At 65.8% G+C, this 13,851-nt stretch carries 13 protein-coding genes; 8 read left to right on the top strand and 5 right to left on the bottom strand.

The genetic code is table 11. The annotated features are described in order from the left end of the window. Nucleotides 1-42: 42 nt before the first annotated feature. A complete protein-coding gene (locus ACVWWN_RS08315; protein WP_457149052.1) occupies nt 43-927 on the top strand; it encodes a L,D-transpeptidase in 885 nt (294 codons plus the stop codon). 42 nt (nt 928-969) lie between these two features. On the opposite strand, the gene ACVWWN_RS08320 is transcribed toward ACVWWN_RS08315, so the two are convergent. Next, nucleotides 970-1,365 carry a PIN domain-containing protein gene (locus ACVWWN_RS08320; protein WP_457143464.1) on the bottom strand — a complete coding sequence of 132 codons (396 nt, stop codon included), beginning with the start codon at nt 1,363-1,365 and terminating at the stop codon, nt 970-972. A 2-nt stretch (nt 1,366-1,367) separates the two neighbouring features. Further along, a complete protein-coding gene (locus tag ACVWWN_RS08325) occupies nt 1,368-1,613 on the bottom strand; it encodes a type II toxin-antitoxin system Phd/YefM family antitoxin (protein WP_457143465.1) in 246 nt (81 codons plus the stop codon). Nucleotides 1,614-3,510: 1,897 nt separating this feature from the next. On the opposite strand from ACVWWN_RS08325, the gene ACVWWN_RS08330 reads away from it, so the two are divergent. Next, on the top strand, nt 3,511-5,067 hold the full coding sequence (locus ACVWWN_RS08330) for a GMC family oxidoreductase (RefSeq protein ID WP_457143466.1): 1,557 nt from the start codon (nt 3,511-3,513) through the stop codon (nt 5,065-5,067). A 19-nt stretch (nt 5,068-5,086) separates the two neighbouring features. Here ACVWWN_RS08330 and ACVWWN_RS08335 read toward each other — a convergent pair whose 3' ends face one another. Then, a complete protein-coding gene (locus ACVWWN_RS08335; protein ID WP_457143467.1) occupies nt 5,087-5,698 on the bottom strand; it encodes a TetR/AcrR family transcriptional regulator in 612 nt (203 codons plus the stop codon). A 555-nt stretch (nt 5,699-6,253) separates the two neighbouring features. Here ACVWWN_RS08335 and ACVWWN_RS08340 point away from each other — a divergent pair. Beyond that, nucleotides 6,254-6,784 (top strand): hypothetical protein, encoded by a 531-nt coding sequence (locus tag ACVWWN_RS08340; protein WP_457143468.1) that lies wholly within the window; start codon nt 6,254-6,256, stop codon nt 6,782-6,784. A 13-nt stretch (nt 6,785-6,797) separates the two neighbouring features. Here ACVWWN_RS08340 and ACVWWN_RS08345 read toward each other — a convergent pair whose 3' ends face one another. Together ACVWWN_RS08345 and ACVWWN_RS08350 are read right to left on the bottom strand one after the other, a co-directional pair. Continuing rightward, on the bottom strand, nt 6,798-7,319 hold the full coding sequence (locus ACVWWN_RS08345; protein WP_457143469.1) for a 2-oxo-4-hydroxy-4-carboxy-5-ureidoimidazoline decarboxylase: 522 nt from the start codon (nt 7,317-7,319) through the stop codon (nt 6,798-6,800). Between the two features lie 60 nt (nt 7,320-7,379). Then, a complete protein-coding gene (locus tag ACVWWN_RS08350; protein WP_457143470.1) occupies nt 7,380-7,865 on the bottom strand; it encodes an inorganic diphosphatase in 486 nt (161 codons plus the stop codon). Nucleotides 7,866-7,990: 125 nt separating this feature from the next. Here ACVWWN_RS08350 and dacB point away from each other — a divergent pair, with 125 nt between their 5' ends. The 5 genes from dacB to ACVWWN_RS08375 all read left to right on the top strand — a co-directional run bounded on the left by dacB (nt 7,991) and on the right by ACVWWN_RS08375 (nt 13,848). After that, nucleotides 7,991-9,376 (top strand): D-alanyl-D-alanine carboxypeptidase/D-alanyl-D-alanine endopeptidase, encoded by a 1,386-nt coding sequence (gene dacB, locus ACVWWN_RS08355; protein ID WP_457143471.1) that lies wholly within the window; start codon nt 7,991-7,993, stop codon nt 9,374-9,376. Further along, nucleotides 9,373-10,446, top strand: coding sequence for a zinc-dependent metalloprotease (locus tag ACVWWN_RS08360; protein WP_457143472.1), 1,074 nt, complete (start codon nt 9,373-9,375; stop codon nt 10,444-10,446). The genes dacB and ACVWWN_RS08360 overlap by 4 nt, the downstream gene beginning before the upstream one ends. Next, nucleotides 10,425-11,387: a tRNA lysidine(34) synthetase TilS gene (gene tilS, locus ACVWWN_RS08365; RefSeq protein ID WP_457143473.1), complete on the top strand. Its 963-nt coding sequence runs from the start codon at nt 10,425-10,427 to the stop codon at nt 11,385-11,387. The genes ACVWWN_RS08360 and tilS overlap by 22 nt, the downstream gene beginning before the upstream one ends. A gap of 12 nt (nt 11,388-11,399) precedes the next feature. Then, nucleotides 11,400-12,020: a hypoxanthine phosphoribosyltransferase gene (gene hpt / locus ACVWWN_RS08370; RefSeq protein WP_457143474.1), complete on the top strand. Its 621-nt coding sequence runs from the start codon at nt 11,400-11,402 to the stop codon at nt 12,018-12,020. Between the two features lie 181 nt (nt 12,021-12,201). After that, entirely contained in the window at nt 12,202-13,848 is a 1,647-nt protein-coding gene (locus tag ACVWWN_RS08375; protein ID WP_457143475.1) for a molybdopterin dinucleotide binding domain-containing protein, read from the top strand. The last annotated feature ends 3 nt before the right edge of the window (nt 13,849-13,851 follow it).

Genomic DNA, 13,851 nt, shown 5'->3' on the forward strand with positions numbered 1-13,851 from the left:
GCTGTGCGAGACTGCTCGCAGCATTCGATCGAAGGGATGGCTATGTGGGGCTGCACGAGGGCCAGCGTGGTCGCCGCTTTGCAGGTGGTTGGGGCGGTTTCGCTGGCGGCCCTGTTATTGGGCACGAGTCCGGCTCTGGCGGATCCGGCCCCCGGGGATCCAGGAGTGGTCGCCGGTCCCGACGCGGGACAAGACCCGACACCGTTCACCGGCACGGCACCGTTCGGGCCACCGGAGTTGTTGCCAGCAAACGGTTCAACGGTCGGGGTGGCTCAACCGATCATCGTCAACTTCCCGGGACTCGTCGATGATTCCGCTGCAGCCGAAGACGCCGTACACGTCTCTTCGGTCCCGCCGGTGCCCGGCAAGTTCTATTGGATGACGCCCACGCAGCTTCGCTGGCGCCCGATGAGCTTCTGGCCCGCGCACACCGCGGTGACGGTCGACGCGGGCGGCACGGTGTCCAGCTTCCAGACCGGGGATGCTTTGGTGGCCACCGCCGACGACGCCACGCACCAGCTGACGGTCACCCGCAACGGGGTGGTCGAGAAGACCATTCCGATGTCGATGGGGATGACGGCCGGGGGTCACCAAACTCCCAACGGCACCTACTACGTCCAAGAGAAGATGCCGTCAGTAGTGATGGACTCCTCAACCTACGGGGTTCCGGTCAACTCGACCTACGGATACCGGACGACAGTCGAGCTCGCCGTCCGTTTCGACGACAGCGGCGACTTCGTCCACAGCGCGCCTTGGTCGGTGGATGACCAAGGCAAGCGCGACGTCAGCCACGGCTGCATTAATATCAGCCCTGCCAACGCTAAATGGTTCTTCGACAACTTCAACGCCGGTGACCCCATCGTGGTGAAGAACTCCAGCGGCGGCGCCTACTCGCGGCACGACAGCTCCAACGACTGGCAGATGTAGCTCCGCCCCCACAAAGGCGGGCGCAGGCTCGCCGGGTATTGGTCACACGGGCACGACGCGGACCAGATCTTCGAGCCCGGCGAAGTCCTCGGCGTTGCGGCTGTACAGATCCAGACGGTGCGCGTGTGCTGTCGCGGCGATCAGCAAGTCAGCAAATCTGCTTCGCGGCTTGCGTCCCTCGCGTACCACGGCGGCCACGACAAGGCTGTAGCTTCGGACAGCCGTACCGTCGAAAGGGATTGGCTCCAAACGGGATTCGACCTCTTGTAGGCGGGCCTGACGCTTGCCCGCCTCTGTCGGTGTGGTGGCCAGCAGCGGACCGGCGGCCAGCTCGGCAGCTGTGATCGCCGAGATCGCCATCTCGTCAGGTAGCGCCGCAATGACGGCCGGATCGTGCCAGTCGATCACCACCGAGGTGTCCAAAAGGCCCGCGCTCACCTTTAGATGTCCTGGCCGATCAGCCGGTCGAGATCGGCGCGGAACTGACGATGATCTATACGGACAGCGGCGCCGGCCATCGCAGACAATTCGTCGCGGCGGAGAAAGGTGGGGCGCGCGACGCGGATCGGCCGAAGTTCGGCGACCGGTTCACCGTTGCGCGTGACGACGAATGTCTCGCCCGCTGTCACCGCGTCCATCACCTTCGCGTTGTCGTTCCGGAGATCACGCTGAGCGATGGTCTTCACGAACCAATCGTAGCAGAATGTGCTACACATTGCTACGTGGGCGTTACCGACCGCGAGACTGTTATCGCGGAACCCGCTGTCGGCTGGTACAACGAGTCGACACAATCACCGCCACCGATGGCGCAACCCCACGAGGTCGAGTGAACTCCATCCAAGACGGCGGGCCTAACCCTGATCTCCGACGAGCTGCGGGAGGATTCCGACCCGGCCGTGGCGGATCTGGCAGGCGCCGGCCTGGTGAACCAGATCGTCCGAGTCCCCGGCACGGTATTGATCGATCTGATTCAGCGGACGGACCGGATGTACGACATACCGGGCGAACATTGATGTCCTTGTTCTACTCCGACGTCATCGCCCGCGGGATGTTATCTGCAGTCTCTCGTGGGCTGTAAGCGACGGACGCCACGAGCTCGCGCAATGGATCGTTCGGCTGTGATGGACGAATTATCTTCAGTGTTAGCCACCCGGCGTCTACGACGGTCTGATGCCTGACTTCGCCTACCGATTTCGTGACTTTCTACGCAACCCGCCAAGCCCGGTATCCGAGGGCACTCCGGCGGGCTCGAGGATAGCGTCGTCACGCTTGATCTGGCGTAACAAGAGCGGCTGATTCAAACTGTGCTTGAAACATGCTGTGCTCTAGAGCAACTCGTATACCTTATCGGCGACGGTTTGCGTCTCGCCCGGCGCGCAGCGAAAAGTGCGGGTTTGTTAGGTGACCATTCCGGTGGCGAATACTGTTGCGGCGCGTACGCACGCCGATCAAGCCCCTATGCCACGCACGGCCACAGGGTGCGTTGCTATTTTGAAGATTAGGGTGGGATGGTGAACGGGCCGCGGATGGCGGCGGTGTCGCGCCAGGTTGGGACGCCCACCCACGAAACCGTAAAGTGAATAACTGTGCGAGGTGCGCGGCGCTCGGCACTACCTCGTGTCGGTGTGCGAGCGCTTCTGTGCGCGGCCGGACTGCTGACGTCGACGTCTTCGTCCGGTCATTCGGCGGCTTTTGCGGCTGGGACGCCGGCACCGCCGCCAGCGGTATCGGGTATCGATAACACCGAATTCTGGGGTGGTCGAACGATTCGCCGCGCGCTCCGCACCGGTGGGTCAAAAGACTCAGACCACCGACAGGACTCGGTCCGGCCCGTGGCGCGGGCTTTCTTCGCGTGCTCAACAGGTGTGAAGTACGAGAGCGCACCTGCGGCCTTGCCTTTCGACAGCTGCAGAACCCGCGTGCGCAGCGCTCCGAGAATGATTCGATCCGCGGGTCCGCCGAGTTCGACGGGTTGGTGGATATCGCCGGACAAGCTCTGGAACGGCTTGCGATAGGGACCGTCGTTGATCTCTCGATGTCCGCTACCGACGGCGAGTAGTAGACCCCCCGGGCCACTCTTATCGACGCAGTGAAACGACGTTGGTACCTCATCGACCGGTTCTGTCGACACATTCGCGGTCGCGGTGCTACTGCAACGGACTTGTCTGAAAAAGAAGTAACTCCGGAATCGTCAGATCACCCGGTGCGTTGCCGACGACCCGCAGTGCGCCGTAACTGAGGCCACCGATGTCTTCGGCTCTGGTAGCGAAAGATCTTGCCGCGTAAACCTTCGCGGGAAGGTAAGCCCCGTAGCGTCCGAGGGATGCGCCCATGTCTTGAGATAGCGACCGGTATCTTGTTTTTGTCCTTGAATCCAGGCTGCTTTCGTCAATGCGCCGTATGGGCCGTTGTGGCTGAACGACGTTGGCGAGTAACTGAAGTGCGAGCGTTAGTATGCGGCTATGTGTGCGCCTGCCAGCAATGGCCAACTGCGCGCTTCCTGTGAATCCGCTTGACCATGAACCATTTTGGTGAACCGCATGTTTTGATTAAATATCGTTCGTTATACCTAGCCAGGAGGCAATGGTGACAAGGGAGATGGAGAGCCAGTACGACATCGTCGTTTGTGGAGCCGGGACATCGGGATCGGTGATTGCAAGTCGACTCGCCGAAAACCCGCAGGTTAAGGTGTTGCTTCTGGAAGCAGGCGGTACCGATGAGGTTCCCAGCGTCACAGAGGCCGACCAATGGCCGCTCAATCTGGGCAGCGAGCGCGACTGGGCCTTCACTGCCGAACCTGATCCACAGATCCACGGGCGCTCACTTCCGTTGTCGATGGGGAAGGTGCTCGGTGGCGGATCGAGCATCAACGTGATGATCTGGGCGCGCGGACACCGCAGCGACTGGGACTACTTCGCTTCTCAATCTGGTGAAGCGGCATGGGGATACGAATCCGTCCTCGATCTGTACCGCAGCATCGAGGATTGGCACGGGACCGGAGAGTCCTCTCACCGTGGCCGCGACGGACTCATATTCGTCCAACCCGCGCCCGGCGTCCACCCGTTGGCCCCTACGGCGCTCGACGTGGCGAAAGGACTTGGTATCCCGACATACCAGAGTCCGAACGGTCGGCTGATGGAAGCGTACCGCGGCGCGGCGATCGCTGATCTACGCTGGCGTAATGGAAAGCGCGTTTCCATATTCCGCACATATGCGGGCCCTTACTTGGAAAAGCCCAACCTGACCGTGCTGACGCAGGCGCTGGTGACGAGAGTCATCTTCGACGGTAACCGCGCGACCGGTGTGGAAGTGGAACATGCGGGAACCCTGCACAGGGTGAGTGCGGATGTAGAAATCGTGCTGTCGCTGGGAGCGATCCACACACCCAAGGTGCTGATGCAGTCAGGTATAGGTGATGAGGACGAACTGCGTCGCGTCGGCGTCCCTATTCGGCAGCACCTTCCCGGCGTGGGGCGGAATTTCCAAGACCACTTCGGATTCGACTGCGTGTGGGAATTCCCCGAGGGCGTACCCAGCAGCGCTCAGGTTGGCGCCACGCTGTTCTGGGACTCCGGAGCAGCGGACATCGACGGGCCCGACTTGTTCGCCTGTCTGGGCGCGTTCCCGAAAGCAACACCCGAAAATGTCGCCAAATTCGGTCTGCCAGTGGCGGGGTGGACTCTGTTCGGTGCACCGACGCACCCGAGGAGCCGTGGTCGGCTGCACTTATCGGGACCCCGTGCCGCTGATCCCATTCGGATCGAAGCCAACGCACTGGCCCATCCCGACGACATCAAAACGGCGATCACCTGCGTGGAAACCCTGCGTGAAATCGGCAGCTCTGCCGAACTTCGTCCTTTCGTCGCCCGAGAAGTGATGCCCGGCAACTTGTCGGGTGCCGAGTTGGAAACGTATCTGCGCAACGCCGTCACCACCTACTGGCACGAGTCCGGGACGGCGAAGATGGGCCGTGATCCCATGTCGGTTGTCGATGGTCATTTGAAGGTTTACGGCATCGACAATCTGCGCGTCGCCGACGCGTCGATCATGCCGCGGATCACCAGCGCCAACACCATGGCTCCGTGCGTCGTCATCGGCGAGCGGGCAGCACAATTCGTTCGGGCCCAGCACCGATTCTGAATGTACGGTGTCTAGGGGCTTATTGTTGGTCGGGTGGGTTACGCCTCTGCCGGGGTGGCGAAACAAGTCGGTTGGCCGTCTTGCGTGCTGAATCGATCACTTCCTTCTGCGCAGTTTCGTCCGCCATGGCGCGTGATATCGAAATCGCGCCGACCATCAGCGAAACGATGCTCCATGCTTGACTTCGCCGCTGCGCTCGCGGGCCATCGAGCACGTCCGCAATCCGGTCTGTCAGCGCAGAGATTCTGTGCTCGTAGGCTTTACGGGTTGATGGCCCCGCGCGCGCCACGTCCGCACTCAGTGCGGGCATCACACAACCGCCGGCCGGGTCGGCTACATGGTGATAGCTGATGTAATCCGCTAGGAACTTCTTGAATTGTGACCGCCGCTCGGCTTTCGTGCCCGACTCGGGCCCCGAAAGGTACGGCTCACCGACGGCGGCGTCGACGATCGCCTCCAACATCTCTTCTTTGTTCGCGAAGTTGGAGTAAAAGGCTCCTGAAGTGGCGTCCGCCGCCGCCGCGAGCCCGTCCACGCCGATCCCGTTGAAGCCTGCGACCTTCATCGAACGCATACCGACTCGCAGGAGCGCGGCGCGTGCTTTTTCCTTTTGATCCGGTGGATACCTCATGTCACCTCACCCGCAGAACCTGTTGGGAACTCGAGTGTACCTGCGTTTGTGTAACTATCGCTACGGCATGCGGGTTGCTGGCCGTCGCTCTGCCGCGGCGCGTGTGGCAGTCGCACGATCCGCCTGCGCAACTCATCAAGGTGAGTCATCCGTTTCAAGTGACGCCTGTATGAGAAGGACGCGATTCGCGCAAGGTTGAGCGGATGTGCATGGCGTGCACGCATCGGTCTGGGAGATTGCACCGCGTGACACTTGGCTCAAGAGGAACGAGATCGCCGTTCGGGCGACGACTCTTGCGGTGGCCGCGGTGATCGCGGGCCCGCTCGCGACGGCTCAGACAGCGTCCGCCGCGCTGGCCGCCCGAGATACCTCGGTGCAGACGCAAGCTGCGCCCGCTCGACCGCCCGGCGTCCAATTGCTGGATTGCCACGGGACGACGGGTTCGATGGGGTGCGGCCCCGGTTGGTTCTGGCGTGATGGCTGGCGCGGTTTCGCCTGCTATCCCTGCTGACACCACGGCATTCTCTCGAGAAACTGTCAGATTGGAGCGTGGCAATGAAGAATTCGACAAGAGTGGTTGTCGCGTCGGCCGCCGGCGCGCTGCTGGGCGTTGGCATGACCATCAACGGGTTGCGTTCTGCCGCAGAGGGATTCAGCGATTACACCATGCTGCCGGTCGACGTCAGCGACTCGCTGGCGTACAGCGCCGCACCGTTCGACATCGATCCCGAGGGGCGTCCGGGTGTCGAGGCGGTGTACACACCCCGAGAGGGCGGCACGCGGCAGATCACCACCACCATCCTCGTCCTGCCCGACGCGCAGGCCGCAGTCGCCGCGCTCGCCGCAGACCCCGCCGACATGGCCAATACGCAGTCGCAGCCCGCGGCGCAGGGCGCCGGCGGGACGATGCTCTCCGGGACGTCGCCGGACGGGACCGAGTCCGTGACCGTGTTGACGTTCACCGAGGGCAATACGGCTGCGACGATCGAATTCGACGGTCCGCCATCGGATCCCGCGCCTGCCGATTTCGTCATGGAACTCGGTCAGAAACAGGACACCGCGATCAAGGATTGGCAGTCCGCGTAGCGGCCACTGCCGGTCACCAGTTGTCGTAGCCACCTTCGGGGCCCAGCATGCGCCCGAGCCGGGTGCGGTTGATGCGCGCCAGTTCGTTGCGGACGACCTTGCGCTCGGTCTCGCCGTCGTTGTGCATGCGGTCGGTCATCGTCGCGAGCACGTCCTCGGCGGTGAATCCGTTGACGAACATCACGAAACCGAAGCCGAAGTGGTCCAGATAGCGCCTGGAGGCCGCAGAAAGCCGATCCATCATCTCGGGCCGATCGCACCAGATCGCGCATTGCTCGGCCTGCGACTTCTCACTGCCGGGGCGCCGTCCGATGTCCGGGTAGGCCTGCAAGATCGAATCGACGGAGTCCTCGCCGAGCGCGAAGAGCAGGCTGTCGGCCTGGCGGAAGCACTGATCGTGGTTGCCATACGGGCGGCACCTCGCCAGATCGGCGGCCAGGGGCACGCTGTAGCAGCACTCGTACACCGCGTGTACGGCCCGTCGCATCGGCATCGCGTTGAAGGCGTCCAGGCCGATTCCCTGATGCATCAACACACCGCCATCATCGGCGGCTGATGCCACGTGCGGGTTACCGCGTGTTACGGCAATGAAAAATCAGTGATCGGAGTTCTTCAACCGGTCAAACGACCGGTTGACCTCGGCCTCGGCCTCCTCGCGGCCCACCCAGTCGGCGGCCTTGACGAACTTGCCCGGCTCGAGGTCTTTGTAGTGCACGAAGAAGTGCTTGATCGCGTCGAGTTCGAATTCCGAGATGTCCCCGATGTCGGCGATGTGGTCCCACCGCGGGTCGGCGAGCACGCAGAGCACCTTGTCGTCGCCGCCTTTTTCGTCGGTCATCCGGAACATGCCGACCGGTCGGGCTTCCACCACGCAACCGGGGAACACCGGCTCGGGCAACAGCACCAGGGCGTCCAGCGGATCGCCGTCCTCGCCCAGGGTGTCGTCGATGAAGCCGTAGTCGGTCGGATAGCCCATCGCGGTGAACAGGTAGCGGTCCAGCTTCACTTTTCCGCTGTCGTGATCCACCTCGTATTTGTTGCGCGAACCCTTGGGGATCTCGATGACGACGTCGAACTGCATCGCCGCGGCTCCTTCATCGCTCTGGTCAAGAAGTCGTCGGGTGACGACGCGGGTCAACCCTAATCGAGCGATACCCTGCTGTAGGCGGGTGGCTCGGCAATGCAGTCATCGAGAGCAGGAGAGTTATGCGGTCCACTCGGTGGCGACGATCCACCCACGTAGCGATCGGGGTGGCGGTTCTGCTGCTCGTCGCCGCGGTGGTGGCCGCCGCCGCCGTCATCACCAAGGGGCACCCGACCGGCGATGCGCAGGCCGTCGAGCCCGCGCCGGCCGCGGCGGTCGCCCATCCGGGGATCGTGCCCGTCGCCGAGTCTGCGGAGAAACCGACGCCCGACCGGCTGGCCGCCCTGCTGGCGCCGCTGGCCGCCGACCCGAATCTGGGTACCTTTACCGGCCGGATCACCGACGCGATCACCGGCGCCCAGCTGTGGGCCCGGGGTGCCGACATCCCGATGCAGCCGGCTTCCACCAACAAGGTGCTCACGACGGCGGCCGCCCTGTTGACCCTGGATCGCGACGCCCGGCTCACCACGAGGGTGCTGGCCGCCGACCAGACCGCCGGCCTCGTCGTGCTCGAGGGCGGCGGTGATCCCACGCTGTCGGCGGCGCCCTCGAAACAGCCGACGTGGTACCGCGACGCGGCGCGCATCAGCGACCTGGCCGACCAGGTGCGGCGCAGTGGTGTCGCCGTGACCAGGGTCCAGGTGGATGTCAGCGACTACAGCGGCCCCACCATGGCGCCCGGCTGGGATCCACGCGACATCGACGGCGGCGACATCGCGCCGATGGAGGCGGTGATGCTCGACGGCGGTCGTACCCAGCCGGTGAGTGTCGACTCGGCGCGGTCCACCACCCCGGCACTGGACGCCGGCCGCGCGCTGGCCGTGGCGCTGAAGGTCGACCCGGCCACGGTCGGGGTGATGCCCGCCGGGCTGCGCGGTGGCAAGGAGATCGCGACCGTCCAGTCACCGCCGCTGATGGAGCGGCTGCGCGAGATGATGAACAATTCCGATAACGTGATGGCCGAATCGATCGGCCGTGAGGTGGCCGCGAAGCTGAATCGGCCGCAGAGCTTCGACGGCGCCGTCGGGGCGGTGCTGAGCCAGCTCGACAAGGCCAAGATCGACACCGGCGGCGCCCACCTGGTGGACTCCAGTGGGTTGTCGGTCGACGACCGGCTCACCGCCGAAACCCTTGACGGCGTGGTGAACGCGGCCGCAGGCAACGATCAGCCCGACCTGCGTCCGCTGGTCGACCTGCTGCCGATCGCCGGCGGAAGCGGCACGCTGTCCAACCGATACCTCGACACCGACGCCGGCCGGGCTTCGCTGGGTTACCTGCGCGCCAAGACCGGATCGCTGACCGGAACCAATGCGCTGGCGGGCTTCGTCACCGATTCGAGTGGACGCGTGCTGACGTTCGGGTTCATCTCGAACAACGCCGGGCCGACCGGCCGCACGGCCATCGATGCCATCTCGGCCGCGCTGCGATCGTGCGGGTGCAGCGCGTGAGCTCCTCCACCTCCTCCAAGTTCAACGTCAGCCGCGCGGTCGACTGGCAGTTCGCGGCGACCGTCGGCGCCAAGCTGGCCCGGCCCGGTCCGGCGGCCACCGACTACACCCGCAACCAGGTCATCGACCAGCTCGCGGAGGCGTCGCGCAGCGCAGAGCTGCCGGTGCGCGAGGTCACGGGCCTGAGTGAAGGCGGGGAGATTCCCGAGTCGCGCATCGTGGACCGCGTCGAATGGATCAGGGCTGCAACGCAATCCATGCGTATCATGACGGGTGGCAGCGACGAGAGCGACACGGCCCGGCCGCGGCCGATCACCGGCAGGATCACCGGCGCGCAGACCGGGGCCGTGCTGGCGTTCGTGTCGTCGGGCATCCTCGGCCAGTACGACCCGTTCGGGCCGAACGGCGGCGAGTTGCTACTGGTGTATCCGAACGTCATCGCCGTCGAGCGTCAATTACGGGTACTGCCCGCCGATTTCCGGCTCTGGGTGTGCCTGCACGAGGTGACGCACCGGGTGCAGTTCCGTGCCAATCCGTGGCTGGCCGACCACATGTCGCGGGCCCTGGCGATACTCACCGACGACGCGAGCGAAGACCTCGCAGCGGTGGCCGGCAGACTCGCGGGATTCGTCCGCAGCCGCCGCAACGACTCCAACGGTGCAGCACCGGAGCCGAATTCCAGCGGAATGATCGGATTGCTGCGGGCGGTCCAGTCCGAACCGCAGCGCCAGGCGCTGGACCGGCTGCTGGTGCTGGGGACGCTGCTGGAGGGCCACGCCGATCATGTGATGGACGCCGTCGGACCGGCGGTGGTGCCGTCGGTGGGCACCATCCGGCGCCGGTTCGACGAGCGCCGCTCGCGTCAGCAGCCGCCCCTGCAGCGGGTCGTTCGTGCGCTGCTGGGGTTCGACGCCAAGCTCAGCCAGTACACCCGCGGCAAGGCCTTCGTCGACCACGTGGTGTCCCGGGTCGGCATGGCCCGGTTCAACACCGTCTGGTCCAGCGCCGAGACCCTGCCGCTGCCAATTGAAGTCGATGAGCCGCAGCGATGGATCGAACGGGTGCTGTAGCGACGCTGCAGGCGGCCGTCGCTAAATTCGTTCGCGATCACGCCGCAGGCGTCCCGAGTTGGTGCGTGGCACTGTCGGGTGGCGCGGACTCGCTGTCGCTGACCGCGGTGGCGGCGCGGACGATGCCGACCACCGCACTGATCGTCGATCATCGTCTGCAGCCCGACTCGCAGCGGGTGGCGGCGACCGCGAGCGAACAGGCGATCACCCTTGGCTGCGTTGATGCACAAGTTCTTTCCGTCGATGTTGGGACCGACGGTGGTCTAGAAGCGGCGGCACGAACCGCCCGCTACCACGCGCTCGACGAGGCTCGCGCCGGCGCACCGGTGCTGTTGGCGCACACGCTCGACGATCAGGCCGAGACGGTGCTGTTGGGTCTGGGCCGGGGTTCGGGCACCCGTTCGATCGCGGGCATGCGGCCCTGCGATCCGCCGTGGTACCGGCCGCTGCTCGGTGTCCGCCGCAGCGTCACCCACGCCGCGTGCGCCGAACTGGGCATCGACCCGTGGCATGACCCGCACAACGCGGACCGCCGGTTCACCCGTGCCCGGCTGCGCGCGGAGGTGCTGCCGCTGCTTGAGGAGGTGCTCGGCGGAGGGGTCGCCGAAGCGCTTGCCCGCACCGCAACCGCCCTGCGCGAGGACACCGATACCCTCGACGGGCTGGCCGAGCGGGCGCTGGCGGAGTTCGGTGCAGGGCAGGGACTCGACACCGGCCGGCTGGCCACGTTGCCCGAGGCCGTCAGGCGCAGGGTCATTCGCCGATGGCTGCTGGCCGGCGGTGCCAGCGGGCTGACGGACAAGCAGATCCGCGGAGTGGACACTCTGGTCACCGCGTGGCGGGGGCAGGGGGGCGTGGCCGTCGGCTCGCCGCTGCGGCACCGGCGGCTGATCGCGGAACGCCGCGACGGCCTGCTGACGCTGCACACCGAGCCGGTCTGAGGGCGTGCGCGGTTGGCCCCCGGGGTCCTCACATGGCACGCTGTGGGCGTGGCTGATCAACCCGCCGAGCTTTATCCGGGCGACATCAAGTCGGTGCTGATCTCATCGGACGAGATCCAGTCGAAGATCGCCGAACTCGGCGCGCGCGTCGGCGAGGATTATCGCGACGCCGTCGAATCGAGCGATCAGGATCTGCTGCTGATCACGGTGCTCAAGGGCGCGGTCTTCTTCGTCACCGATCTCGCCCGCAGGATCCCGCTGCCGACCCAGCTGGAGTTCATGGCGGTCAGTTCCTACGGCTCGTCCACGTCGTCGTCGGGTGTGGTGCGCATCCTCAAGGACCTTGATCGCGATATCAACGACCGTGACGTGCTCATCGTCGAGGACATCGTCGACTCGGGGCTGACCTTGTCCTGGTTGCTTCGGAACCTGGCGACGCGGCATCCGCGGTCGCTACGGGTGTGCGCGCTCATGCGCAAACCCGACGCCGTGCGTGACGACGTCGACATCGCGTACGTGGGTTTCGACATCCCCAACGAGTTCGTCGTCGGATACGGACTGGACTACGCCGAGCGCTACCGCGACCTGCCGTACATCGGCACGCTGGACCCCAAGGTGTACGAGCAGCGGTAACCGGCGCAGAATGCCTGGATGGCCGACACCCGGACAGCCCTTCGGATCTGCCCTTTGTGCGAGGCCACCTGTGGTCTGACGCTGACAGTCACCAATGGTCGGGTGACACGTCGCGCTGGGCTACCTGTTCGGCAGTCCCGTCGCCTTCACGGTCCCCGACCTCGACCGTACCGACTACCTGGTGATCATCGGCGCGAATCCCCTTGTGTCCAATGGCAGTTTGGCCACCGCCGAATTCGCCGACCGCCACCTCGCCCCACGCCCCGGCACCGACGCCGCCCTGCTGTTGGCCGTCGTGCACGCGCTGTTCGACGAGGACCTCGTCGCAACGGATCTGTGCGGACTGGCCGACCACGTCAACGGCCTCGACGAACTCCGCGGGCTCGCAGCCGGCTTCGCGCCCGCGGACGTCGCCACCCACTGCGGTGTGCCCGCCGACGAGATCCGCGCGTTGGCCCGTGAACTGGCGACGGCGCCGACGGCGGCGGTCTATGGCCGGATCGGCACCTCCACCGTCGAATTCGGCACACTGGGCAGCTGGCTGGTCGACGTGATCAACATTCTGACGGGCAACCTCGACCGACCCGGCGGGGCGATGTTCCCGCTCGGCGCAACGGTGCCCGCGCCGCGGCCGCCGAAAGCGGGACGCGGCTTCAGGACCGGACGCTGGCACAGCCGAGTCTCGGGCCACCCCGAGGCGCTGTCCGAACTGCCCGCCGCCGCGCTGGCCGAGGAGATCGAAACCCCGGGTGCGGGGCAGATCAAGGCGATGATCACGATCGCGGGAAACCCGGTGCTGTCGGCTCCCGACGGTGACCGCCTCGACCGGGCGCTCGACGGCGTCGAGTTCATGCTCAGCATCGACCCGTACCTCAACGAGACCGCCCGGCATGCCGACGTCATCCTCCCGCCGCCACCGCCGTCGCAGAGCCCGCATTTCGACTTCGCGCTGAACAACCTCGCGGTGCGCAACAACGTCCGTTACTCGCCGCCCGTGCTGCCGCTCGACGGCCGTCCGGACGAGGCCGAGATCCTGTCCCGAATCGCGCTGATCCTGTACGGCGTCGGCGCCGACGGCGACCCCACGTGCCTCGACGAGCAGGTCATCGCGACCACACTGGCCAAGGAGACCGCGGACCCGAACTCACCGGTGGCGGGGCGTGCCGTCGACGAGTTGACGGCTTTGCTGGCCGTTGGCCCCGGATACGAACGTCGCCTCGACATGATGCTTCGGCTCGGGCCGTACGGTGACGCCTTCGGTGCCACACCGGGCGGGCTCACCCTCGACCGGGTCAAGGCCGCGCCGCACGGGATCGATCTGGGCCCGCTGCGGTCGCGGCTGCCCGAGGTGCTGCGAACCCCGAGCGGGCGAATCGAACTCGCGCCCGAGCCGTTGATCGCCGACGCGGCACGGCTGCGGGAGTCCCTCGGCCACCACGCGGACGGTTTCGCCCTCATCGGCCGACGCCACCTGCGCTCCAACAACAGCTGGATGCACAACGTGCCTGCGCTCGCCGGCGGTACCAACCGGTGCACGCTGCAGATCCATCCGGACGACGCGGCCGACCTCGGACTCGCCGACACCGCCAAGGTCAAGGGGCCCGGCGGCGAGATCTTGGCACCGGTCGAGCCAATGCCCGGGATGCGGCGCGGCGTGGTGTCGCTGCCACACGGATGGGGCCACGCTCGTGGTGGCACGCGGCTGGGCGTCGCGGCGGGTCAGCCCGGCGTCAACGTCAACCAGCTCAACGACGGCCGTGCCCTCGACCCGCTGTCGGGCACCGCCGTGCTCAACGGCATCCCGGTCGACATCGCCCCGGCCGACTGACCG

It is taken from the genome of Mycobacterium sp. URHB0021 (genome assembly GCF_054057895.1).